Here is a 24,187-nt window from a genome sequence, read left to right as displayed (position 1 = left end):
CACCCCCCCCCCCCCGCCACGGGCCCCCCCCCCACCGCCCGCGCCGCGGGGGGGGGGGGGGCGCCCCCCCCCCCCCCCCCACCCCGCCCCAAGATCTTCATCAGTCTTCTAGGCATGGCAGGTTCATGACGGCATCCTCGGGGTGGACCTCATGAACCCACGAGGTGCACGCTCAGCCGGACTCCCCCTCACCCAGAGGAGATTGCCATGCGTCGCCAGGTCGCCACACTGCTCGGCACCGTCGCCCTCTCGCTCCCCCTCGCCCTGCTGCCCGCCGCATCCGCCTCGGCCGCGCCCGCGGACAAGCCCCAGGTACTCAGCTCATGGACGCAGACGAGCGCCTCCAGCTACAACAGTTGGAACGCCGCCCGCAACAACCAGGGCGCGTGGGCCGCCTATGGCTTCGACTGGTCGACCGACTACTGCAGCACCTCGCCCGACAACCCGTTCGGCTTCCCCTTCCAGACGGCCTGCGCCCGCCACGACTTCGGCTACCGCAACTACAAGGCCGCCGGCACGTTCTCCGCCAACAAGGCGCGCCTCGACTCCGCCCTCTACGCCGACCTCAAGCGCGTCTGTGCCGCCTACACCGGCGCGAAACTGACCTCGTGCAACTCCACGGCCTGGACGTATTACCACGCGGTGGACATCTTCGGAATCGCACCGGCCGGGGCGAGCACCGCCGGACTGCCCCAGTCCGCCTGACCGGTCCTGTCTCCGGAGGCCCGGGCCATGGGGTGGCCCGAGCCTCCCGTCCGGAGCGAGGGTCAAGTGCGGGCGCCGTCCCCGCGCCGAAGCAGCCCGGGCAGATCGGCCAGCAGCGGGGAGGTCCCGCACGCGGCGGCGGTGATCACTTCCTCCAGCGCCTCCAGGTGCGCCCGGATCGCCGCCGGCGGCAGGTACGCGGTGTCGGCGGTCAGCATGACGGCGAGCGTGCCCTCTTCCTCGGTCACATGGACGCAGTAGCGGCAGCCCAGCCGTTCCTGGGTGGCGGGGAAGGAGAACCGCGTACGCGTCCGGGCCTTCCTCAGCTCGTCGGCTCCCGGCAGAGGGCCCTCCGCCGGCGGGCGCGTGAAGAACCGCTGGTCGTTGTAGCAGCAGTACGGATGCACCGGCGTGCCGCGTTCCCTGCCGATCCGCTCACGGAGCGCCTCCCACGCGACGGGGTCGTACGCGGCGGCCCGGTAACCGGCCATCGCCGCGCGCCACGCCACCGACAGCAGGTCCGTGAACCGTACGGCTCCGGTGGTGTCGAGAAGGAACGGAGCGTCCTGGGACAGCATCGCCACCAGATCCCGGTGGTCGGCGGAGGTGCGGTTGCCGACGATGGGCATCATCGCGGCCGTGCCGTGACCGCCGTCGGCCGCGACGAGAGCCGCCAGGCCGGTCATCAGTACCGTCGATCCGCTGACGCGGTGTGCGGCGGCCAGCGCGTCGGTGGCCGTGGCGAGGGCTTCCGACACCAGCCGGCCGCTCCAGAACCGGGGCGTCCGGGGGGCCGCGGCCTGCCGGGGAAACATCGTCGGAGGGATGCTGCGGTAGAAGGACTCCCAGTGGGCCAGCGCCCGCTCGCTGCGGCGTACCCCCACCGGTCCGTGCTGTTCCACGGCGAGATCCATCGGGGTGGCGCGCGGCTTCCGGCCGGCGGAGCCGCGTACCACCAACAGCCGCAGATCGCGCACCACCTGTTCGGCGGCGTGTCCGTCGCAGGCGAGATGACACAGCACCAGCACCGCGTGCGTCACCCTGCCCTCGCTGCGCACCACGCCGACCCGCAGCGGCCACTCCCGTTCGTAGTCGAACCGGGTGGCACTGAGCCGGTCGAGCAGATGACGTGCGGCCGCGTCCGCATGCTCCGGCCGTGGTTCGTCGACCACGGTCACCGGCAGCCGGCCCGAGTCCGACAGCGACTGGACCGGCCTCCGCTCCGTCCCCCGAAGCCTCGTTCGCAGGGCCTCGTGGCGTTCCATCAACGCCGTCACCGCGGCGGTCAGCTGCGCCAGATCGGTCGTCCGGCCGCGCTCCCCCAGAGGGAGGAGCCGACCGATGTTGAAGTAGATGTCGTTCGGGGCGGTCCGCAGGATCGCGTTCCAGATCGCCTGTTGCCCCCAGGTCAGTGGCGCCGTCCCCGAGCGGTCCCCGGCGAAGGGGACCTCGACCACGTCGGCCGCGAGGCCCGCCGCGGGGACCTCCGGCTCACTCACGGGGCTGTCCGGCGTCCGCGGCGTCGAGCCGGGCGGCCAGCGTGTCCACACTCTCCCGGTAGAACGACGGGTCGGCGAGGTCGACCTCGACACCGAACTCCTCCTCCAGGGCGTCGACCAGCCTCAGCAGGCCCAGCGAGGTGACTCCCACCTCGGTCAGTGTCGCCCGGGACGTGAGCAGTTCGGCCGTGGCGATCTGCCCGTCCATGGCCTCGCGGATCAGCACGGCGAGCCGGGCGCGCGTCCCGGTGGCGGGGGCGGCGGCACTCACAGCTGCTCCTGCTCTGCCAGCCGGCGGCGCAGGCTCAGCGGCCTGATGTCGGGCCAGACCTCGTCGACGTGGACGACGCACTCGTCCTCCGTGCCGCTGAAACCGTCCGGCTGCCAGCCCTCCGGCGGGAGCGACTCGGCCGGCCACAGGGCGTGCTGCTCCTCCTCGTTGACCACCACCTGGTAGCGGATGCTCGTGTTCATCGGTTCTCCTCCATGAGGTCGGTGACGCAGGATGCGACACCGTGGACGGTGGGGCTGTCGAAGAAGGCGTCGAAGGGGACCGACACGCCGAACTCCTTGCGGATGCGGCCCGCGATGGCGGTGATCGTCAGTGAGTGGCCACCCAGGTCGAACAGGTCCTCGTCGGGTCCGAGGTCGTCCAGGTCGAGCACGTGCCGCCAGATCGCCAGCACGGCGGCGACGATTCCCCGCTCCCCGCCACCGGTGACCCGCTCGTCCGCCGTGTCGCGGCTCCGCGGCGGCTCGGGCAGACGGGCCCGGTCGATCTTCCCGTTGGGAGTGAGCGGAAGGGCGTCGAGCACCACGTACACGGCGGGCAGCGCGGCGGCCGGCAGATTCCGGGCCAGATGGGCGCGCAGGGCGTCGGGGGACGGCACCGGGCCGGCCGGTGCGGGCACGACGTAGGCCACGAGCCGGTCCTGTTCGCCGTCCGCACCGTCGCGGAGCACGGCCGAGGCCTGGGCAACCTCCGGATGTCCGCAGAGCGCGGTCTCGACCTCGCCGAGTTCGATCCGGTGTCCGCGGATCTTGACCTGGGTGTCGGACCGGCCCGCGAACTCCAGCCTTCCGTCGGTCCGGAGCCGGACCAGATCCCCGGTGCGGTAGAGGCGGGAGCCGGGCGGGCCGAAGGGGTCGGGCACGAACCGGCTCGCGGTGAGCCCGGCCCGCCCGCGGTATCCGTGGGCGACGCCGCTGCCTCCGATGTACAGCTCGCCGGTCGTCGCGTACGGCAGCGGACGCAGGCGCTCGTCCAGAACGTACGTACGGGTGTTGGCCAGCGGGCCGCCGATGGTGACGGGGCCGTCCGCCTCGATGTCGGCGGAGGTCGACCAGACCGTGGTCTCCGTCGGACCGTAGACGTTGACCAGCCGCCCCACGGCGCGGCGCAGCGTGGCCGCGAGGGGCGCGGGCAGCGCTTCCCCGCCGGTGAGCGCGACGAGGCCGGGGGCGTGCAGTCCGGCAGCGAGCATCAGCCGCCAGCCGCTCGGCGTGGCCTGCACATGGGTGAGCGCGTGACGTTCGACGAGGCCGGTCAGCGCGTCGCCGTCGCGGTGCCGACCCTCCGGTACGAGGACGACGCGACCGCCCGTGACGAGCGGGAGGAAGAGCTCGACGGTGGAGATGTCGAAGGAGAGGGAGGTGAGGCCCAGCCAGCGGTCCCCGGGCCGCGCGCCAGCCGTTTCGCCCATCGTGGCCAGCAGGTTCGCCAGCGCCCCGTGCGGCACCTCGACTCCCTTGGGCGTGCCGGTGGATCCCGAGGTGTACAGCACGTACGCCGGGTCTTCGAGGGCCGGCGGGGCCGGAGCGGGGGGTGGGGTGCCGGGTTCGCCGAGGGGTTCCGGGGCGAGGACGCCCGGCCCGGAACCCTCGGAGACCTGGAGGGTGAGACCGGAGTCGGCGCGGATGAACGCCAGCCGCTCCTCGGGGTGGTCGGGGTCGAGCGGCAGATAGGCAGCGCCGGCGGTGAGCACCCCGAGCACGGCGACGAGCTGGGCGGCGGACCGGGGCAGAGCGATGCCGATCAGGCTGCCGGGACCGGCGCCCCGTTCGCGCAGCCGGTGCGCGAAACGGCGTACCGCCGCGTCGAGCCGGGCGTAGCTGATCTCGTCGTCACCGTCGACGACGGCGACGGCGTCCGGGGTGGCCGCGGCCTGGGCCGCGAACAGGGCGGGCAGGCTGATGCCGGCGTTGCCGGGCGCGGACGTGGTGTCGGTGAGCAGGAGCGCGAGCTCCTGCGGGGGGAGCAACGGCAGGCCGGCGACGGGGGTGTCCGGCGCGTCCAGCACGCCGTCCAGCAGGGTGAGGAAGTGGGTCAGGATGCGTGCGGGGGCTTCGGGGGCGAAGGCGGCCGTACGGTACTGGAGGCTGCCTTCGAGCGCGTCCGGTGAGTCGACGAGCTGGAGGTGGGCGAGGTTGCGGGCGGTACGGGCGAAGCCGATCCATTCGGTACGGACGTCCAGCGCGTCACCGAAGACGGCCTGCGCCGAGGTGGTGCGGCGCCGGTAGCTGAGGGAGAGGGGGCACAGTGCCGTGCGCGGCGTCAGCCCACGGACGGCACGACTCAGCGGTACCGGTCGGTGGGCGTACAGGGCGCGCAGTTCCTCCCGGACCTCGTGGGCGAACTCCTGGAACGGGACGTGCGGTCGGGGGTGCGTGAAGAGCGGCAGCTCGTTGACGTGGAGCCCGGCCCGTCCGGGTGCGGCCTGGCCGCGGGTCGAGAGCTCGACGGCGGTGGCGGGCTCGGTGTTGCCGTAGCGCAGCAGGAGCGCGTGCCAGGCTGCGGTCAGCAGTTCGAACCGGGTGAGGCCGAGCGCGTGCGCGGTGGCGGTCAGACGGGCGTGCCGCCGCCCGTCGAGCCGGAAGCCGGCGGCGTTACCGGGAGCGGGTGCGACCGGGTCCACCAGGGAGTGTGCGGCCTGTCCCGGAAGGGACGGAGCGGAGCTCTCCCGCCAGCGGCCGGCCCAGAACCGGGCCGCCGCGTCGACGGCCTGCCCGGTGAGGGCGGGCGCGGACGAGAGGGGTGTCTGCGGCCGGTCCGGGGGCGCAGTGGCGGTGGCGGTGGCGGTGGCGGTGGCAGGGTCCTGGGTCGCGGCCCGGTAGTGACGCGCCAGCCCGGACACGTACACGTCCTTGGACTCGCCGTCGAAGACGATGTGGTGGGCGACCAGCAGCAGGGTGTGGTGGCCGGGGCCGGTGGTGTAGAGGGTCGGGCGGGCCAGGGCACCGTCCGGGGCGAACGGGGCGGCGGTCTCCTCCTCCTGGAGCTTCTCCAGGTCCGCGGAGGTGCAGGTGTGGTGTCGCACGGAGGGAACCGGCCCGGGGACCAGACACGGTCCGGCGGGGTCGACGCGGGCGGCGAGCACCGGGTTGTCGTGTACGAACCCGGTCCACGCGGTGTGCAGGGCCGCGAGGTCCAGCGGCCCCCGGAAGTGGAGCGCGACGCTGAGGTGATAGGCCGAACCGGTTCGCATCGCCTGTTCGGTGACCCAGACACCGTGCTGGGCCGGGTCCAGCGGGGCCGGATCGAACGGGACGGGTTCGGGCGCGGCCCGGCCGGGCGTGGCCGTGGCTGCGGAGGGAGTGGGCAGGGTCATGAGATCGCCTCGTCGTCCAGAAACCGGTGCAGTTCACGTTTGAGGACCTTGCCGCCCTCGTTGCGGGGCAGGGTGTCGCGGAAGAGGAACCGGGCCGGGAGCTCGTGCGCCGCCAGCCGGTCCAGCAGGAAGGACCGCAGCCCGGGGACGTCCAGCTCGCCGTGCCGGGGTACCACCACGGCCGCCACCACACTGCCGAGCACCGGGTGCGGGATCCCGAAGGCCGCCGCGTCGGCGATCCCGGGATGGGCGTGCAGGGCGTTCTCCACCTGGATCGTGGAGACCTTGTGGGCCCCGGACTTCACCACGTCGCGTTCCCGGTCCAGCAGGTGGAGGTAACCGTCGCCGTCCAGCATCCCGAGGTCGCCCATCCGTACCCACCGGCCCTGGAAGACGTCGCTGCCGCTTCCCTCCGGTCCGAGGTAGGAGCGGGGCGAGGCGGGAGAGCGCAGCCAGATCTCACCGGCCTCGCCGGCGGCCACGGGGCGGCCCTCAGGGTCGGTGATCCGCAGCTGGTCGAGCGCGGCCGGCAGGCCGGGCGAGCCCGGACGGCCGGGATCGAAGAGAAGAGTGATCTGTGCGGGGGCGGCCTCGGTGGAGGTGTAGTAGTTGACGATCTGCGCCCTGTCGAAGACCTGCGACAGGCGCAGCGCGACGGGCTGCGGCAGCGCCGCGGCGGTGGAGCCGACCAGCCGGACCGAGCTCAGGTCGCCGTGCGACAGGGCCGGGGAGGCCAGCAGCTCGATGGCGGTCGCCGGTACCAGGAACACGCTGCCGACCGTGTGTTCCTCGATCAGCCGGGCGAACCGCAAGGGGGTGAACTGCGGGGCCGCGACACCGGTGGCTGCCGCGTTCAGGCAGTTGACGAGCATCGTCTGGCCTGCGTTCGTCCCTATGGGAAAGCTGTGGAGGAAGGTACGCGAGTGCCGCAGCGGCCTGCGTCGTTCGTCGAGGGTGCACCCGTGGGCCAGGTTGGCGTGGGTCGCGCGGACCCCCTTGGGCAGGCCGGTGGTGCCGGAGGTGTAGAGGTACTGCGCGGGGGCGCCGGGAGCGGGCAGCGTGATGTCCGGCTCCTCCTCGACGGCCTCGGCCTCGATCAGGTCGCCGGGCGCCGCCCACACCCCCTCGGGCAGCCGTGGCGGCGGTCCGTCCGGTCCGTGCAGGACGGCGACCGCCCGGCAGTCGCTGAGGACGTGCGCGGCGGCGGCCGGTGCCATGCGGTCGCTGAGCGGTACGGCGACCCCGCCGGCCCGCAGGACCGCGCAGTAGGCGACGGCGTACTCCGTCCAGCGGGTACTGCCGTACCACAGCCCCACCGGCTCCCCGGGGCCGAGCCCGCGCGCGAGGAGGCCTGCGGCGAGGGCGGCGGAGCGGCGCTGCCAGCTGCCGAAGTCGAGGCTGCTCCCGCCGTTGTGCAGCGCGGTGCGGCCGGGGTGGAGCGCGGCACGGTGGGCCAGCACCTCCAGCAGGGATCCGGGAGGCGGCGCGGCGGTCGCGCGCCGGGGCGCGGTCACCGCTGTGCCCCGGCCGGCACCGGAGCGGTGTCGGCCTCCGCGGACGCTTCGCGCGTCTTCCTGGCCGCCGCCAGGGTCTGGGCACGCTCCCTGAGCCCGATGAGGTCGTCCGGCTCGGCGTCCGGCACGTCCCGGTCGAAGCGGGCGAGCACGGGCCAGCGCAGGGCGAAGGCCACCAGGACCAGCATGACGAGGCAGAACAGCAGATACATCAGGCCGATTCCGCGTCCCGGGCCGGTCCCGAGCACCCGGCCCACGCTGCCCGCCAGCACCCCGTCCTCGGCCAGCAGCGGGTCGAACAGCTTGACGCCGAGAGGAGCGATGAGGCCGTGGCCGATCGGCAGGGTGGACCAGGCCACCAGCGTGTTCAGCGCGAAGACCCTGCCGTGGAACCGCTGCGGCACCTTCACCTGCACGATCGTCGAGTACACCCCGTTGACCATCGAGATGGCGCAGGCCATCCCGAAGGCTCCGGCGCCGATCACCCAGAGGTCGGCGCGCAGTCCGGTCACCGCGCTCGCCAGGGCGAAGACGGCGGCCAGCGCCAGCATGCCGCGCACCCGGTGCCTGCGGGGTCCGCCCCACACCCCCATGAGCAGTCCGCCCACGATGGCTCCGGCGCCGCTCGCCATCGCCACCCCGGCCGCGTCGTCCAGGGTGCCGAAGGACAGCACCAACGGTGTCACCAGCAGGAAGAGGGGCGAGAGGAAGAGGTTCAGCACGGCGAACCACAGCAGCATCGAGCGGAATCCACGGTTGTGCCAGGTGTACGTGAACCCCTGTTTGATCTCCTCGACCACCGGTTCCCGGCGCCTCCACGGCAGCGTCCGGGGGAATCTGACGCACAGCAGCACGCCCACGGCGACGACGTAGCTGAGGATGTCGAGGATGAGCACGCCGCGCAGCCCGATGCCCGCCATGAGCGCGACCGCCACCAGCGGTACGACGAACTGCGCTGCTCCGAAGGCAAGTTGCACGGCTCCGTTGGCGTGTCCGAGGTACTGCTTGGGGACCAGTTGCGGAACGGCCGAACTGTAGGCGAGGCGCTGGAAGGTCAGCGCCACGGACAGCACGGCGAGCAGTACGTACAGGTACCAGGTGTCCAGTCGCCCGGCCAGCAGAAGGGCGAGCATGGCGACCTGGCTGAGCCCGGCGGTGAGGTCACCGGCCAGCATGACCTTGCGCCGGTCGAAGCGGTCGACCACGGCTCCGGCCAGCGGACCGATGAGAATGCCCGGCAGCATCGCGACGACGGAGTAGAGCGCGAACCGGGTCATCGACCCGGTCTCCAGCAGAATCCAGATGGGCAGGGCGAATTCGGTGAGCGCGGACCCCATGATGGAGGCGAGCTGGCCGAGCACGACCGTGAGGAAGCGGGCCATGCCCGGTTCCGGCCCGTCCGTGTCCCGCGCCGGGGCGCCGGTCCGGCCGGACGGGCCGCCACCTCCTCCTGGCCGGCGCGGGCCGGGCGCATCGGCCGGTCCCCGGCCGGCGGCCTGCTCCGGGTCCGCACCGTCCGGCCCGTCCGTGTCCCGCGCCGGGGCGCCGGTCCGGCCGGACGGATCGGCGGCCGGCTCCGGAGGCCCTGTCTCCCCGTGGAACCACCACGCCGCGTCCGGGGTCCGCTCCGGCAGGGACGCGGTGGCCTCCTCACGCAGGGCGCGGTGCACCGTGGTGACCGCCTCGGCGACCTCCGTGGCCCGGTACTTGACGAAGAAGTGGCCGCCCTGGTCGATCACCGCGACCGCCGAGCGTTCGGCCAGCAGCAGCCACTCCCGGTAGCGCTCGGAATAGAAGTCGGCGGCAGGGTCGCGGTCACCCACCAGCGACACCAGGGGTGCGCGCAGCCGTGGTGCTCCCGCCTCCACATCGGCGATCGCGCCGGTGAAGTAGTCCTCCGCGGCCTGCGAGTCGCGGCGCATGTTGCCCACGATGAACGCGGTCTGTTCGCGGTCGAGCTGGGAGGTGTCGACCCCCATCCCGGTGAGCCAGTTGACGTAGACCCGGTTTCCGAGCAGGGCCTCCAGGGAGGCGATCCGGCTCAGCGTGCCGAGCACGCGGCCGCGCGGTCGTGCGAAGGGGAACTGCGCTCCGGCGTAGACCGCTTCGAGTTCCCGTCCCGACGCCTCCAGCAGGCGTGCCGTCGCCACCGCCAGCGCGGTGCCGACGCCGCAGTGCCCGTACACGATCAGGGGGCCCTCGACGCGTTCCTCGATCTCGGCGGCGAGCTTCCCGGCCAGTTCTCCGAACGGCAGGTGCTCCTCGGTGACGCCGACGTCGTGACCGGGTATCGCGACGGACCAGAGCTCGTGGTCGTCGGGAAGCAGGTCGGCGACGGGCTGGTAGACGACCGCGCTGCCGCCTCCGTACGGAACGCAGACCACGGTGGCGCGCCGGCGCCCGGCCGGGACTTCGGGGGTCAGCCGGTGCAGCAGTCTGCGGGGGCCCCGGGCGTCCTCGGGCAGTTCCGCCAGCGCCGCCAGGTCCCTGACGGTCCGGCAGGTGAACAGGTCCATCACGCTGACCGGGCGGCCCCCGGCCTCCGGCAGCCGGGTCCGTGCCCGGGCCACGACCTGGGTGGCGAGCAGCGAGTGCCCGCCGAGGTCGAAGAAGTCCTCGTCCGCTCCGACCTCGTCCAGTCCGAGCACCTCGGCCCAGATCGCGGCGAGCACCCGCTCGGCGGGGCTCTCGGGTGCGAGGGCGGCTCCCGGGGCCCGGTGCAGCTCGGGCTTCGGCAGCGCCCGGCGGTCCAGCTTCCCGTTGGGGGTGAGCGGCAGGGCGGGCAGGGCGGTGAAGGAGACGGGCACCATGTAGTCGGGGAGCACGAGCTTGAGCCGTGTCCGCAGCGCCTGTGGATCGAGGCCGTCCGGTCCGTCCTCCGTGACGAGGTAGGCCGCCAGCCGCTTGTCTCCCGGACTGTCCTCGCGGACGACGACGGCCGCCTCGGTCACGGCCGGCAGCGCGCGCAGGGCGGCCTCGATCTCACCGGGCTCGATCCTGAGCCCGCGCAGCTTGACCTGCTGGTCGATCCGGCCGAGGTGTTCCAGCGTCCCGTCGGGGCGGCGCCTGCCCAGGTCGCCGGTCCGGTACAGCCGTGAGCCGGGCGGGCCGTACGGGTCGGGGACGAAGCGGCTCGCCGTCAGGCCGGGCCGGCGGTGGTAGCCGAGGGCGACACCGGTCCCCCCGATGTGGATCTCGCCCGGGGCGCCCGGCGGTACCGGCCGCAGTGCTCCGTCCAGGACGTACAGCCGGATGTTGTCGATCGGCCGCCCGATCGGCACCGTGTCCAGGACCCCCTCGCACTCCCACGAGGAGACGTCGACGGCCGCCTCGGTCGGACCGTAGAGGTTCGCCAGCCCGCAGTCCGGCAGCAGGGCCCGGAAGGCACGTGCGGTGTCCGGCGGCAGCGCCTCGCCACTGCATACGACCCGCCGCAGCCCGGTGCACCGGCCGGCTCCCTCCTCGGCGAGGAAGAGCGGCAGCATCGAGGGGACGAAGTGGGCGACGGTGACGGGGACCGAGCGGATCAGTTCCTGGAGATAGGCGGCGTCCTTCTGCCCGCCGGGGCGGGCCAGGACGAGACGCGCCCCGGTCATCAGGGGCCAGAAGAACTCCCAGACCGACACGTCGAAGCCGGCCGGAGTCTTCTGCAGCACCCGGTCGTCGGGGCCGATCGGGTAGCTCCGCTGCATCCAGAGCAGCCGGTTCACCAGGGCCCGGTGGGTGTTCGGCACTCCCTTCGGGCGGCCGGTGGAGCCGGAGGTGTAGATCAGGTACGCCGGATCGTCCGGCTGCGGCCCCGCACCCCGACCGGTGGCGGGAGCGCTCCCACGATGCCCGTCGTCGTCCAGGTACAGCACCACCGCATCGCCGGCCCCGGGTACGGGCAGACCCCGCTGGGTGAGCAGGACGCGCGCTCCGCTGTCGGCGAGCATGAACTGCAGCCGCTCCGCCGGGTACTCGGTGTCCAGCGGGGTGTAGCAGGCGCCGGTACGCATCACCCCGAGCAGCGCCGAGACCAGGGCGTGCGAGCGTTCGGCGCTGACGGCGACCACGTCGCCGCGGGTGACTCCGGCCGCGACGAGCCGGCCGGCGATCCGGTCGGCGGCCCGGTCGAGTGCCGCGTAGGTGAGCGTGCCTTCGTCGCCGGCCACCGCCACCGCTTCGGGGGTACGCGCGATCTGCTCGCCGATCAGGGACACCAGGGTGGCATCGGCCGGGAGCGTGACGTCGGTGGCGTTGAACTCCTCCAGTTCCAGATCACGTTCGGCGCCCGACAGGCCGTCCAGTTCGGACAGGGGCACGTCGGGGTGCTCGGTCACCGCGCGCAGCAGCCGGTCCAGGTGTCCCGCCATGCGGGCGACGTCCGCCTCGTCGAAGAGGTCGGTGTTGTAGTTGAAGGCTCCCCGCAGCCCGTCCGGCCACTCCATCAGGAACAGCTCGATGTCGAACCGCGTGCCGGCGGCCCGCAGGCCGTAGGTCTCGGCGTCCAGCGCCCCCTTGGCGTCCCCCCGCTGCTGTGCGGTCGCGTAGTTCTGGACGGCGAGCACGGCCTGGAACACCGGCGGCCTGGAGACGTCACGCTCGACACCCAGTTCGGTCACCAGCTGGGCGAACGGTAGTTCCTGGTGGGCGTAGGCCTCCAGGCAGGTCTCCCGCGTCCGCTCCAGCAGCGCGGCGAAGCCGGGATCTCCGTCGAGGCGGGCCCGCAGGGGCAGCACGTTGACGAACATGCCGACGAGGCCTTCGAGTTCGGGCTCCGGCCGGCCGGCCACCGGTGAGCCCACCGCGAAGTCGCGCTGTCCGCTGAAGCGGGCGAGGAGCACCTGGAAGGCGGCGAGCATCACCATGTGGACGGTGGCACCGTGGGCCTTGCCGAGAGCGGTGACCCGGTCGAGCAGCCCTCGGCCCACCTGGAAGCCGTATCCGGCCCCGTCGAACGTCTGCCGGGCGGCCCGCGGCCGGGCGGTGGGGAGCACGAGGGGCTCCACGCCGGCGAGTTCCCGAGCCCAGTAGGCCACCTCTGCGGCCATCGCGTCACCGCTCAGGCGGTCGCGTTGCCACAGCGCGAAGTCTCCGTAACTGACCGGGAGTTCGGGAAGCGGATCCGGGCCGCCCGCAACCTGGGCCGTGTAGCAGCGCAGTATCTCGGATATCAGGATCTCGCTGGACCAGCCGTCGCTGACACTGTGGTGCACCACGAGGAGCAGGATGTGCTCGTCGGGTGCGCACCGCACCAGAAGAGTCCGCAGCAGGGGGCCCGCGACGAGGTCGAAGGGCCGGGCTCCCGCCTCGTCCACCAGCCGTGCCGCGTGCGCCTCGTCGACCGCGTCGGCAACGGGCAGCGGAGCGGGCTCGGGCTCGGCGATCTCCAGGACGGGCTTGCCGTCGTCGGTCGCCGGGTACCGGGAGCGCAGGGTCTCGTGCCTGGCCACCACCATGTCCAGGGCGCGCTCCAGGGCCGCCTGGTCCAGTGGACCCCGCAGCCGCCGGGCCACCGGGATGTTGTAGGCGGCGGTGCCCGGTGCGAACTGCTCCATGAACCACAGGCGTTCCTGGGCGAAGGAGAGCGGGGGCACCTCCCCGTCGTTCCGGCGGGGGACGACGGGCCGGGGCGCGCTGGTGAGGCCGGTCCGCAGCCGGCGGCTCAGCAGGGCACGCTTGGCCTCGGAGAGGCCTGCGGAGGATGTGGTGGTTTCGCTCATGACGGCGAACCGGTTCCTTCCAGGGAGTCGTCACCGGCGGACAGGAGGCTCGCGGCCTCGTCGTCCGAGAGGGCATCGATTTCGGCCACCAGGGCGGCTTCCACCGCTTCGGCGAAGGCCGCGGTCGTCCGGTGGGTGAACAGGGTGCGCAGGGGGACGGTGAGTTCGACGGTCGCCCGGATCCGGGCGATCACCCTGGTGGCGAGCAACGAGTGCCCGCCGAGGTCGAAGAAGTCGTCCATCGCCCCGACCCGGTCGATGCCGAGGACCTCGCGCCAGACGCCCGCGACGAGTTCCTCCGCGTCGGTGCGCGGGGCTACGTACGCCTCGCGCAGCGCGGGGCGCTGGTCGGGGGCGGGCAGGGCGGCGCGGTCGAGCTTCCCGTTGGGCGTGAGCGGCAGCCGCTCCAGGACGAGTACGGCGTTGGGCACCAGGTGCGCGGGGAGGGACGCGGCGAGCGCGGCCCGCAGGGCGGAGGGGTCGAGGACCTCCCTGCCGGGGGTGGTGCCCTCCACGCCGGCGCGGTCGCCCTGAGCGGTGGCCGCGTGCGTACCCGCGGGACCGGCGGGCCGGGTGTCCGCCCGGGGACGGGGGCCGGAGCCGGGATCCTGCGGGCCCTCGGCGGGAACCGCCGGGACCACGTATCCCACCAGGGCGTCCCCCCGGGTGACGACCACCGCCTCCGCGACCCCCGGCTGTCGCATCAGCGCGTTCTCGACCTCGCCCGGCTCCACCCGGTAGCCGCGCACCTTGACCTGGCCGTCCAGGCGGCCGAGGAACTCCAGCGCGCCGTCGTGCCGGTGCCGGACGAGGTCCCCGGTCCGGTAGCGACGGGACCCGGGCGGTCCTTCGGGGTCGGGAACGAAAGCACGCGCGGTGGCGCCGGGTCTGCCGGTGTATCCGTGGCTCACGCCCGCGCCGCCGATCAGCAGCTCCCCGTGGGTGCCGGGTGGGACAGGGCCGCCCCGCGCGTCGCAGACCGCCACATGGACCCCGCCGATCGGTGCGCCGATCGGCGGTCGGCCACGGCTGTCGGCAGCCGCGAGGTCGGCGGTCGTCGCGATGATCGTGGACTCGGTGGGGCCGTAGGAGTTGACGAGCCGGACCCGGTCCCCGAACCGGGCCCGCCAGGCACCGACCGCGCTGGACCTCACCTGGTCGGCGCCCAGGATCATCAGCCGCAGCGAGTCGGGCCATGCCACCGCGTCCAGGTCGCCGACCAGTTGGTGCCAGTAGGGAGTGGGCAGGTCCATGACCGTGACGTCGGCGGTGAAGGCGTGGCCGAGCTGGTCCGGCAGGGCGGCCCCGGCTTCGGCGACGACCAGGGTGGCGCCGGCGGCCAGCGCCGGGAAGAGTTCCTCGGCGCTGGTGTCGAAGCTGAGCGAGGCGCAGTGCAGAACGCGGTCGGTGTGCGTGATGCCGTAGCCCTCACGCATCCACCGGACCCGTTCGGCGAGTGCGCGGTGCGGCACGAGGACGCCCTTGGGGGTGCCGGTCGAACCCGAGGTGTAGATGACGTAGGCCGGGTCGTCGGGACGGACGACGGGAAGAACGGCGACAGGGGAACCGCCGGACCCGCCCGGAGCGCCTGTCCGTTCGCCACCGCGGACCGTGTCTGTGTCTGTGTCTGTGTCCGTGTCCGTGTCCGTGCGCGCAGGATCGCCGGTGGCGTCCTGCCCGTCGGCGGTCAGCGTCCGCACGCCTTCCGGGACCTCGCGCGCTCCTGCCCGGCCGGATGTGAGGACGACCCGGGCTCCGCTGTCCTCGATCATGAAGGCGATACGGGCCGGCGGGTAGTCGGGGTCGAGCGGCACGTACGCCGCGCCGGCCCGCCAGGCGGCGAGCATCGCCACGACCGCGCGCGGGCCGCGCGGCAGGAGAACGCCGACGGTGTCCCCCTGCCGAATCCCGTGGGCCGCCAGCCGCACGGCCAGCCGGCCGGCTCGCGACCACAGGGCGGCGTAGGCGAGTGACTCGTCGCGCCCCCGCAACGCGATCCTGTCGGGTCCGTTGCGCACCGCCTCCTCGACGGCGGCGAGCACGGTCGGCGGTCCTGCGGCCAGAACCGGTCCCCGGCCCCGTTCCCGGAGGGCCGCGAGCTCCGACGCGTCCGACATCGGCAGCCGGCGGACCGGGGTGTCCGGGTCGGCCACCGCCGCGCGCAGCAGCGTCTCGAACCACCGGCCGAACCGAGCCGCCCATGCGGCGTCGATGAGGTCCGTGCGGTACCCGAAGACGGCGACGACGTCCTCGCCGTCCCGCCGCACGTCCAGGGTGAGGTCGAACTTGCAGGCCTCCATGCCCGGGTCGAGCTCGTCGCAGGAGAGGTCGGCGAACGGTGTGGCACGCAGCAGACCCGCGTCCTGGGTGTGAACGGTCAACAGGGTCTGGAACAGTGGCGTCCGCCCCGGATCACGGTCCAGGCGCAGGGATTCGACCAGACGCTCGAAGGGGATCCGCTCGTGGGTGAAGGCCCCGAGGACGGTGCCGCGGGCCCGGCGCAGCAGATCGGCGAACCCGGGGTCGCCGGAGAGGTCGGAGCGCAGCACCAGCGTCCGCGAGAAGTAGCCGATGACCTGCTCGGCCTCCGGGTCGGTGCGGCCTGCGGCGGGGACACCCACGCAGAAGTCCTCCTGCCCGGTGCAGCGGTGGAGGACCGCCTGGTAGGCGGCGAGCAGGACCATGAACGGAGTACAGCGCCGGGCCCGGGCCAGCGCGTCCACCAGGGGCCCGGCGCCGGGGATCACCTGCGTATGGAAAGCACCGTGCGTGGAGGGCTGCTCGGGTCGTGGCCGTTCGAGGGGGAGCTCGAGGGCGGGGGCGTCCGCAAGGCGTTCCTGCCAGTAGGCGAGTGCTTCGCGCGCCTGCGGACCGTCCGCCTCCCGCGCCTCAGCGGCGGCCTGCGCACGGTAGGGGGGCGGCAGGGGCAGGCCGGTGGCACGACCCGTCCGGTGGGCGGTGTAGTGCGCTGCCAGCTCGTCGCGGAGGATGTTGAGCGACCAGCCGTCGGCGACGATGTGGTGCAGGACCACGCACAGGACGTGCTCGCTGTCGCCCGTCCGGAAGAGGGAAACCCGCAGCAGAGGCCCTTGCCCCAGGTCGAAGCCACGGTTGGTGCGCTCGGCCAGCAACGCTTCCAGCCGGTGGTTCCCTGCCCTCAGGTCAAGGTGTTCGACGGCCACCGGAGCGGGCGCGCCGACCACCACGGCGGGGGCGCCGTCCTCGTCCGGAAAGCGCATGCGCAGCGACTCGTGCCGGGCCACCACCTCGTCGAACGCGGCCCCGAGGGCCGACCGCGCCAGGTCACCGGTCAGCCGCAGCACGAGGGGGATGTTGTACGAGGGGTCGTCCGGCTCCAACTGGTGCAGAAACCACAGCCGTCTCTGCCCATGGGTCATGTCCGGACACAGAACTGGAACACTCATCGGGCTCCCCCGGGCGTGCACGCCGCAGGGCGTGATGAGCGGATGCTTGAGATCGAGCAGAACGAACGATGAGCGGGATCCAGGCGGTACGAAGGCACTATGGCCTTTCGGCCCAGATATTCGGCGACGTTGAAGCCGACGAGATCAAGCCAAACTTGGCTTCAGATGTTTCGATGTTATGAACAGCAGACGCACGAGTCAATACAACTTCCTTACCCAGGAGCGGAATTGAACGCTCCGATCCGCTGCTCGCACCCGGCCGCGAGTGGGCCGGATCAACGCGTTCGCAGCCGGCGACGGAATCGAACGCGCAGGTGAGGGCCGCGCGCTCCGCACCGAGCCGGAGTCCTGCCGCACCGCCCGGGTCCGACGGTGCCGTGGACGTCGCGTCCGTACGGGCTCACCGGCGACGCGGTCGACGCTCCGGCCGCGCGGGCTGCCCGGTGCGCCGGCCCCGCGACTCGGTCCGCCCGCTGACGTTGCGTGGCGTCCTGGGCCCGAAGCGGCCGGTCGCCGCACCCTCCGTCCGACTGGGTCCGGACGCACGGCCGGGATGCCGCCGGCAGGCGGCTCTCGGCGAGGACGGTGACCTCACCCGGAGCGGGATGGATCGGCGGCGGAGGTCGCACCCCCCTGCGGTCGGCTGCGCGACCGGTGGGTCCGGTCAGGCGACCGTCGCCGAGGTGGTCGCCGTACGGGCGGCGGCGGTGGCCGGGAGCCGGGGCAGGGACGGGAGGCGGGGCAGGGGCGGGAGCCGGGGCAGGGGCGGGGGCGGGAGGCGGCCGTCGTGGTCGATGAGGGTGGGTCAGGGTGCGAGGCGGCGTTCGACCTCGGTGCGGGGTGGGGGCGGCCTCGGGGCGGAGCAGACCGGCCAGGAGCGAGGTTCCGGCGCGCCACGGCCGGTCCCCCGCGTCCGCACCCAGCAGGAAGGAAAGTCCGACCACGGATCGCGAACCGTACCGAGCGGCTGGGCCGTCCGGATGACAGCCGAGGGGACGCGCATGCCGGTGCGAACCGGGCGGATACGTCCTGCGTACGGTCCGTTCCGGTGGCCGCGCACGGTTCGCCTCCGATGCGCGGCCCGCCCGCGCCCGGGACACCCCGAGCCCCGGGCGGACCGGGATCCTCCCGCAGGGGCCACGCGCGGCTCCGTCGAAGTCGGCAGGAGGTCGTCATGGTTGTGTCGCCGGGTGCGCAGGACGGTCCGGGCCCGGAGTTGGACCGCGCGGTCCTCTGGGCGCTCTTCACCGAATCTCCCATCGGGCTCCTCGTGTTCGACCCTGAACTGCGGCTCGTGCGGTACAACGGCGCGGCCCGGCACGTGGATGCGATCCCCCTGATCAGCGCGTTGGGGCGGCCCCTCGCCGACTGGGCGGGTGACTTCTACACCGACGACACGGAGGCCGTGCTCCGGGATGTCCTGGAGACCGGTGTACCGGCGATCGACGTCGAGCTGACCGGCCACTTGGACTCCGAGAGGGCCGAGACCGCACTGTCGGTCTCGTGCTTCCGGCTCGCCGATCAGGACGGCGGCGTCCTCGGGATCGCGGTGGCGGTCGTGGACGTCACCGACCGCCAACGGGCCCGTAAACGGCTGGAGCTGCTCAGACGGTCGGGCGGACGCATCGGCACCACCCTGGACATCTTCCGCACAGCGCAGGAACTCGCCGACGAGCTGGCGCCGGCCCTCGCCGACGCGGTGGTCGTCGAGGTCCTGGACGCGGTACTGCGCGGTGAGGCCGCGTCCCCCGGCCCGGTCCTGGAGAGCGGACCGCTGCGCTGCGCCGGGCGGCGCACCGTACCGGAGCTCGGGACGGAGGGGATCTCCGAGATCGGCGAGGTGATCGGGCTCTCCTTCGCGACCCCGTTCGTGCAGAGCATGACCGACCTGCGGACGCGGCTGGTCAACGGCCTCGATCCGCAGACCGCCTGGCTGGAACGGGAACCGCGGCGGGGGCGCGACCTGGTCGGGCTCGGCGCCCACTCCCTGATGGTGCTCCCGCTGGCCGCCCGCGGCGTCGTGCTGGGGCTGGCCCACTGTTACCGGCTGGGCCGGGCCCCCGCCTTCGACGAGGAGGACCTCGCCGTGGCCGCCGAGCTCGCCGACCGGGCGGCCCTGTCTCTGGACAACGCCCGCCTGTACAACCGCGAGCGGTCGGCCGCGCGCATCCTCCAGCTCACCCTGCGGCCCGCCCGGGTGACCGACCACCCAGCTGTGGAGACCGCGTTCAGCTACCGGCCGTTCGGTGCGGGGGGAGACTGGTTCGACGTCATCCCCCTGTCCGGGGCCCGGGTGGCGCTCGTCGCCGGCGATACGGCGGGCCGGGGCATCCAGGCCGCCGCCACGATGGGCGAGATCAGGTCCGCGATCGGCGTACTGGCGGTGCTCGACCTTCCGCCGGACGAGGTCCTGGAACGTCTGCACGCCCTGGTGACCCGCCTGGAGGGCGAGCAGCGGCAGCGCGACGACGGGGGCGAAGGCTCCCGGGGGAGGACGTGCCTGTACATGGTGTACGACCCCGTGTCGCGGCGCTGCACCATGGCGAGCGCCGGGCATCCGGCCCCCGTACTCGCCCGCCCGGACGGGAGGGTGGAGTACGCCGACGTGCCCTCCGGACCGCCCTTGGGCCGCGGGATGCCGGACTACCGCACGACAGACGTGGAGCTGCCCGAGGGCTGCGTCGTGACACTGGCCAACGCGGCCCTGCTCCGCGCGGCTTCGGGCACCCGTGAGGAGCGGCTGGCACACCTGCACGACGCGCTGATGCCCCCCTCGCGACCGCTGCAGGAGATCTGCGACACCCTGCTCTACACGTTGGCTCCCCACCGCGCGGACAATGACGCCGTCCTCCTGCTGGCGCGTACCCGGGTCCTGGGGCCCGACCGGGTCGGGACGTGGACGCTGCCCAACGATCCCGCCGCGGTGGCCGGGGCGAGAGCGTCGGTGGAGAGCCGACTGGCCGCCTGGGGACTCGAAGCCCACACCTTCACTGCTGCGTTGGTCGTCAGTGAGCTGGTCACCAACGCCGTCCGGTACTCCCACGGTGACATCGGCCTCCGCCTCGTCCTCGACGGGCCGACCCTGGTGTGCGAGGTGACCGACGACAGCAGCACAGCCCCCCATCTCCGGCACGCCGAAGCGGACGACGAGGGCGGGCGCGGCCTCTCCATCACCTCGCAGATCAGCACCCGCTGGGGCACCCGGCCGGAAGCACGGGGCAAAACCATCTGGGCCGAGGTGCCGCTGTCCGACGAGGGGTGAGCGACGCGGCGTCCGAACCCGCTTCCCACGAGCCGATGTGCGCGCTGACCACCCGTCCTGGCCAGGCCGGCATCGAAGGGGGCACCTGACCGGCGTCGGCTGTCAGGCAGGAGTCAGACCGCCCTCCGAAGCCGTCTCCGCCCCGTGGCGACTTCACCCGCATCCCGCGCGACTCCAGCCGGAGACGCAAGGCCGGGGTGAGAGACCTGCTGGTCGTTCAGCCGCAGCGTTGTCGCCACCACCTTCCGCAGGCCGGCCGAACCGCACCGTACGCCGCGGCACCTCGCGCACATCGTTGGATCACGTCAGCCTGAAGGCGCACCTTCCGCGCAGGACCCGAATCCTGGAAGTCGATCCCTGAGGCCAGGTGCGACAACTCGCGAACTCGCCTCTCTGTGCCCGGACTTGAATGCGACTGGGCGCGCAGTAAGCGTTCAGGACTTGAAGCTTGTGCATCTTCTTGACGGTTCACCGTTGTCACTCAACACTGCCTTGACGGCCCCAGCACCTCGCTCATCCGTAGATTGAGAGCGTTTTCAAGAGGTTGATTCAAAGGTATGCAGAGTTGTCAAGGCGATGCACTGCACAGTGTCGAGACCGTCGGCACCTGTCTTCCGCGTTGATCCGGTGTTCACTTCACGAAACCAGGTGAAAGGACTCCCACCCATGCGCACTACCGTCCCGCCCGGCCGCATGAGATCCCTGCCAGGTCCGAAGCACCGAGTCATCGCTCTGCTGAGTGCGCTCCTCCTCGCGCTCGTCGGACTGCTCGGCCTCGATCAGAGCGCCGTTCCCGCCTCGGCAGCCGCGCCTGACTACACCCAGAGCGTCACTCAACTGAGCTCCACGCAGGCTCAGATATCGTTCACACCGACCACGTCCGCGGTCTACGTCGATGTGCACTACCTGGTCAGCAGCGCCAACCAACAGAACGTCCGTATGACCAACAGCGCGGGCACGTGGACTCAGACCGTCGGCTCGCTCGCCAACGGATCGGTCCTGGAGTACTGGTTCACCTACGAGAAGAGCGGGCCGCAGTACGACACGCCCCACTTCACGTACACCCAGGGCGGTGGTGGAACCAGCGCTGTTGCCACACCCACCTTCACTCCTGCGGCGGGCACCTACGCATCGGCCCAGAGCGTGACGCTCGCCGACGCGACCGCGGGCGCGAGCATCCGCTACACGCGTGACGGCTCCACCCCCACCGCGGCGTCCACTCCGTACAGCGCGCCGATCAGCGTCACGGCCACGGCCACCATCAAGGCCATCGCCATCAAGTCCGGACTCGCCGACTCCGCCGTCGCCAGTGCGACGTACACGATCGGCGCATCGGCGAGCTGCCCCACCCAGTCGGACACGCCGAACTTCGGCCCGAACGTCCACATCTACGACCCGAGCATGTCCAGTGCCACCATTCAGGCGCAGCTCGACGCGCAGTTCGCCCAGATGAAGGACACCGCCTCCGCGCAGTTCAGCGAGAACCGGGTGGCACAGCTCTTCAAGCCGGGTACGTACGCCGTCGACGACAATGTCGGCTACTACACCTCGGTGGCGGGTCTCGGGCAGAATCCGGGCGACGTGACGATCAACGGGCACGTCACCGTGGACGCCTTCAACGCCTCGGACGCGGGCAACGCGACGCAGAACTTCTGGCGCTCGGCCGAGAATCTGGCCATCAATCCGGTGGGCGGGAACCGTTGGGCCGTGGCCCAGGCGGCCCCGTTCCGCCGGATCGACGTCCGCGGCGACCTGCAGCTCTACCCGGCCAGTTACGGGTGGGCGAGCGGCGGCTACATCGCCGACACCAAAGTCAGCGGCCAGGCGGCGTCCATCTCGCAGCAGCAGTGGTACACCCGGGACAGCAACGTGGGCAGCTGGGCCGGCGGCGTGTGGAACATGGTCTTCTCCGGCACCGCCGGTGCTCCCGCGAACACCTTCCCCAACCCGCCCGAGACCACCTTGGCCACCACCCCGGTCTCCCGTGACGTGCCGTATCTGTACGTCGACGGCGCCGGAAAATACCGAGTGTTCCTTCCGTCGCTGCGCACCAACGCATCGGGGGCGAGTTGGGCGAACGGCAGCACTCCCGGCACCTCTCAGCCGATGAGCCAGTTCTACGTGGTCAAGGCCGGCGACACCGCCGCGACCATCAACAACGCCCTTTCTCAGGGCTGCAACCTGTTCGTCACGCCCGGCGTCTACCACCTGAACCAGACGCTGAACATCACCCGGCCCGACACGGTCGTCCTCGGCATCGGCTACCCGACCTTCGTTCCGGACAACGGCGTCAACGCGATCCAGGTCGCCGACGTGGACGGAGTCCGTCTCAAGGGCCTGCTGATCGACGCCGGAACCACCAACTCGGCGGCGCTGCTGACCGTCGGCCCGTCCGGATCGTCCGCGAGCCACGCGGGCAACCCGACGACCATCCAGGACGTGTTCTTCCGGATCGGTGGCCAGATCGCCGGCAAGGCGACGACCAGCCTGATCGTCAACAGCAACAACGCGATCATCGACCATATCTGGGCCTGGCGGGCCGACCACGGCAAGGCGGGAAGCTTCGGCTGGACGACCAACACGGCGGACACCGGCGTGATCGTCAATGGCAGCAGCGTCCTGGCGACCGGTCTCTTCGTCGAGCACTACCAGAAGCACGAAGTCGTCTGGAACGGCCAGAACGGCAAGACGATCTTCTTCCAGAACGAGATGCCGTACGACGTGCCCAATCAGAGCGCGTGGATGAGCGCGGCAGGGGTCAACGGGTATGCCGCTTACAAGGTGGGCGCGGGCGTCACCACCCACGAGGCGTGGGGGCTCGGCAGCTACTGCTACTTCAACGTCAACCCCGCGGTGAACAGTTACCACGCCTTCGAAGTGCCCAACACGCCCGGCGTGAAGTTCCACAACGCTCTGACGGTCTCACTCGGCGGCGTGGGCACCATCACCCACGTCATCAACGACGTGGGGGCGGTGACCGCCTCGAACACCACTCCCAGCAATGTGGTCGCCTACCCATGAGGCGATGACGCGGCGTGAAAGGTGGGCCGGGGCTCCTCGCGGTTGCGAGGAGCCCCGGTGTCTGCCGTATGCGGCGCCACCGAGGGCCAGGCGCTGGTCGTCATACACCAACGTCCAGCTGGGGTACGAGATCTGACGCGTGATTCGTCACGGTGAGCGGACAGCCTCCCGTGGTCAGCACTGCCCCGCCCTCGCCCTCGCGCAGTTTCCCGCTTTACGGAAGGAGAGGGAGTGCACGTTTCTCGGCCGTGCAGGGGTGCGCTCGGGGTGCGGCCGGACATCACTCCCGCAGTGACGTCAGACGCAACCCCTACCCGAGGAAGCTCACTGACGCCGCAGGTCACGCATCGCATCTGGTTCCGGCGGCCGGACCGACAGATGCACCTCGGCCTCGGCGGCCGGAGGACCGCGGCCGACGGTCCTCCGAGCTGACCGGAGTGACGACGGAGTGCCGTCCCTCCGTAGCGCACCGAACCGTCGAAGCTCGCAGTCGGAAGCCCCTCCGTACGCCCAGCCTCGTGCGGTCGCCGCGCGGGCAGCCGACACTCCCGGGCGGCCGCCGTGACGGCGGAGACCCAGGAGCTCTCAATGGCGGGGCCCAGCTACGTCGAATCAGGGCAACGTCGAAGGAGACCTTCCATCCCGACCGGTCGCCACCGCCGAGGGCGCACGTTCGGCGTGCCGGGTTCACTCCTCCGGCATCGGCCCCAAGCGATACCGTTACTCGCCGTCGATACCGTTACTCGCCGTCCGGGGAGAGCCGGACCACCGGGTCAGCAGTGGTGGGGCAGCTGGGCCTGGACCTGGGATGCGGCCCTGCGCATCATGCCGGCCTGCTGCTGGACCGGGCGCTGCTGCTCTCCGTGCAGGGCGTTCAGCACGACGATGGCGCCGGTCAGGGCCGGCACGGCCCACTGCATCAGCATCAGGTGGGTGCGGGCTCTGTCCAGGTCGACGGGGTGGGCCTCCGCCTTCTCCAAGTCGCGCGGGTTGTCGGAAGCAGACAGTTCGAGCTTCTTGCCCAGAACCCGGCAGTACGCGGTCGCGGCCAGGGCCGCCCCGGTCAGCACCGTCTTGGCCAGAGTCGAGGCGGCGACACCCTGCTGGGTCTGCACCCGGGCGGCATTGGCGGCCAGCAGCCCTGTGCCACCGATCAGGTGCGCGCCGATCGCCGCGGCGTTCACGGGCATCCATCTGGTCCAGCCGGCACTCGCGATCCGGGCATTCTCCGCCGCCGTGGAACCCTGGTCCCGGGCGGCCCCGTTCAGACCGACAGCCCCCATCAAGGACCCGCCGAACCACGCTGCCATCCCCAGATCATGGACACTGCGCAGGGCGGTATTGCGTTCCGACATTGCTGCTCCTTCTACCGAGAAGGCCCGCACGAGCGCGGACGCCGTGTTTACGCTCGCCGGAGTCCGGCCGGGGCACCACAGGTGTGACGCATT

11 protein-coding genes and 1 pseudogene are annotated in these 24,187 nt (G+C 72.1%); 4 read left to right on the top strand and 8 right to left on the bottom strand.

Annotated features, from left to right (window positions below):
- The first annotated feature begins 207 nt into the window (after positions 1-207).
- Complete coding sequence (locus tag ACFZAX_RS33610; protein WP_390966481.1) at positions 208-705, top strand: phospholipase A2; 498 nt, start codon at positions 208-210, stop codon at positions 703-705.
- Positions 706-767: 62 nt separating this feature from the next.
- Here the strand turns inward: ACFZAX_RS33610 and ACFZAX_RS33605 are convergent, their stop codons facing one another.
- From ACFZAX_RS33605 to ACFZAX_RS33575, 7 genes are all read right to left on the bottom strand, one after another.
- Positions 768-2,204, bottom strand: coding sequence for a condensation domain-containing protein (locus ACFZAX_RS33605; RefSeq protein WP_390966479.1), 1,437 nt, complete (start codon positions 2,202-2,204; stop codon positions 768-770).
- Complete coding sequence (locus ACFZAX_RS33600; RefSeq protein ID WP_390966477.1) at positions 2,197-2,475, bottom strand: phosphopantetheine-binding protein; 279 nt, start codon at positions 2,473-2,475, stop codon at positions 2,197-2,199. Before ACFZAX_RS33600 ends, ACFZAX_RS33605 begins: the two co-directional genes overlap by 8 nt.
- Entirely contained in the window at positions 2,472-2,678 is a 207-nt protein-coding gene (locus ACFZAX_RS33595) for an MbtH family NRPS accessory protein (protein WP_390966475.1), read from the bottom strand. Before ACFZAX_RS33595 ends, ACFZAX_RS33600 begins: the two co-directional genes overlap by 4 nt.
- The gene (locus ACFZAX_RS33590) at positions 2,675-5,689 is read right to left on the bottom strand and encodes an amino acid adenylation domain-containing protein (RefSeq protein WP_390966487.1); all 3,015 of its coding nucleotides are present in this window, start codon (positions 5,687-5,689) and stop codon (positions 2,675-2,677) included. The genes ACFZAX_RS33595 and ACFZAX_RS33590 overlap by 4 nt, the downstream gene beginning before the upstream one ends.
- A 119-nt stretch (positions 5,690-5,808) precedes the next feature.
- Entirely contained in the window at positions 5,809-7,326 is a 1,518-nt protein-coding gene (locus ACFZAX_RS33585) for an AMP-binding protein (RefSeq protein WP_390966474.1), read from the bottom strand.
- Positions 7,323-13,031: an amino acid adenylation domain-containing protein gene (locus ACFZAX_RS33580; protein WP_390966472.1), complete on the bottom strand. Its 5,709-nt coding sequence runs from the start codon at positions 13,029-13,031 to the stop codon at positions 7,323-7,325. Before ACFZAX_RS33580 ends, ACFZAX_RS33585 begins: the two co-directional genes overlap by 4 nt.
- Complete coding sequence (locus ACFZAX_RS33575; RefSeq protein WP_390966470.1) at positions 13,028-16,429, bottom strand: amino acid adenylation domain-containing protein; 3,402 nt, start codon at positions 16,427-16,429, stop codon at positions 13,028-13,030. The genes ACFZAX_RS33580 and ACFZAX_RS33575 overlap by 4 nt, the downstream gene beginning before the upstream one ends.
- Before the next feature lie 1,201 nt (positions 16,430-17,630).
- Here ACFZAX_RS33575 and ACFZAX_RS33570 point away from each other — a divergent pair.
- The 3 genes and pseudogenes from ACFZAX_RS33570 (at position 17,631) to ACFZAX_RS33560 (ending at position 22,739) form a co-directional block, all read left to right on the top strand.
- Positions 17,631-19,718, top strand: a complete 2,088-nt coding sequence (locus ACFZAX_RS33570; protein ID WP_390966469.1) for a SpoIIE family protein phosphatase — start codon at positions 17,631-17,633, stop codon at positions 19,716-19,718.
- Positions 19,719-20,294: 576 nt separating this feature from the next.
- Positions 20,295-20,753: pseudogene (locus ACFZAX_RS33565) on the top strand (hypothetical protein); the annotation flags it as partial.
- Between the two features lie 108 nt (positions 20,754-20,861).
- Positions 20,862-22,739, top strand: coding sequence for a chitobiase/beta-hexosaminidase C-terminal domain-containing protein (locus tag ACFZAX_RS33560; protein ID WP_390966485.1), 1,878 nt, complete (start codon positions 20,862-20,864; stop codon positions 22,737-22,739).
- A 773-nt stretch (positions 22,740-23,512) separates the two neighbouring features.
- On the opposite strand, the gene ACFZAX_RS33555 is transcribed toward ACFZAX_RS33560, so the two are convergent.
- A complete protein-coding gene (locus ACFZAX_RS33555; protein ID WP_390966467.1) occupies positions 23,513-24,094 on the bottom strand; it encodes a hypothetical protein in 582 nt (193 codons plus the stop codon).
- Positions 24,095-24,187: the final 93 nt, after the last annotated feature.

The organism is Streptomyces sp. NPDC008125 (genome assembly GCF_042957125.1).
Classification (GTDB): domain Bacteria; phylum Actinomycetota; class Actinomycetes; order Streptomycetales; family Streptomycetaceae; genus Streptomyces.
Note: the sequence above shows the minus strand (reverse complement) of the source record. Positions and strands in the feature narration are given on the sequence as shown.

Bases quoted from the DNA above. Each gene is read 5' to 3' on its own strand.
- ACFZAX_RS33610 (WP_390966481.1), top strand. From the start codon at position 208: ATGCGTCGCCAGGTCGCCACACTGCTCGGCACCGTCGCCCTCTCGCTC.
- ACFZAX_RS33595 (WP_390966475.1), bottom strand. From the start codon at position 2,678: ATGAACACGAGCATCCGCTACCAGGTGGTGGTCAACGAGGAGGAGCAG.
- ACFZAX_RS33590 (WP_390966487.1), bottom strand. From the start codon at position 5,689: ATGCGAACCGGTTCGGCCTATCACCTCAGCGTCGCGCTCCACTTCCGG.
- ACFZAX_RS33580 (WP_390966472.1), bottom strand. From the start codon at position 13,031: ATGAGCGAAACCACCACATCCTCCGCAGGCCTCTCCGAGGCCAAGCGT.
- ACFZAX_RS33575 (WP_390966470.1), bottom strand. From the start codon at position 16,429: ATGACCCATGGGCAGAGACGGCTGTGGTTTCTGCACCAGTTGGAGCCG.
- ACFZAX_RS33570 (WP_390966469.1), top strand. From the start codon at position 17,631: ATGGTTGTGTCGCCGGGTGCGCAGGACGGTCCGGGCCCGGAGTTGGAC.
- ACFZAX_RS33555 (WP_390966467.1), bottom strand. From the start codon at position 24,094: ATGTCGGAACGCAATACCGCCCTGCGCAGTGTCCATGATCTGGGGATG.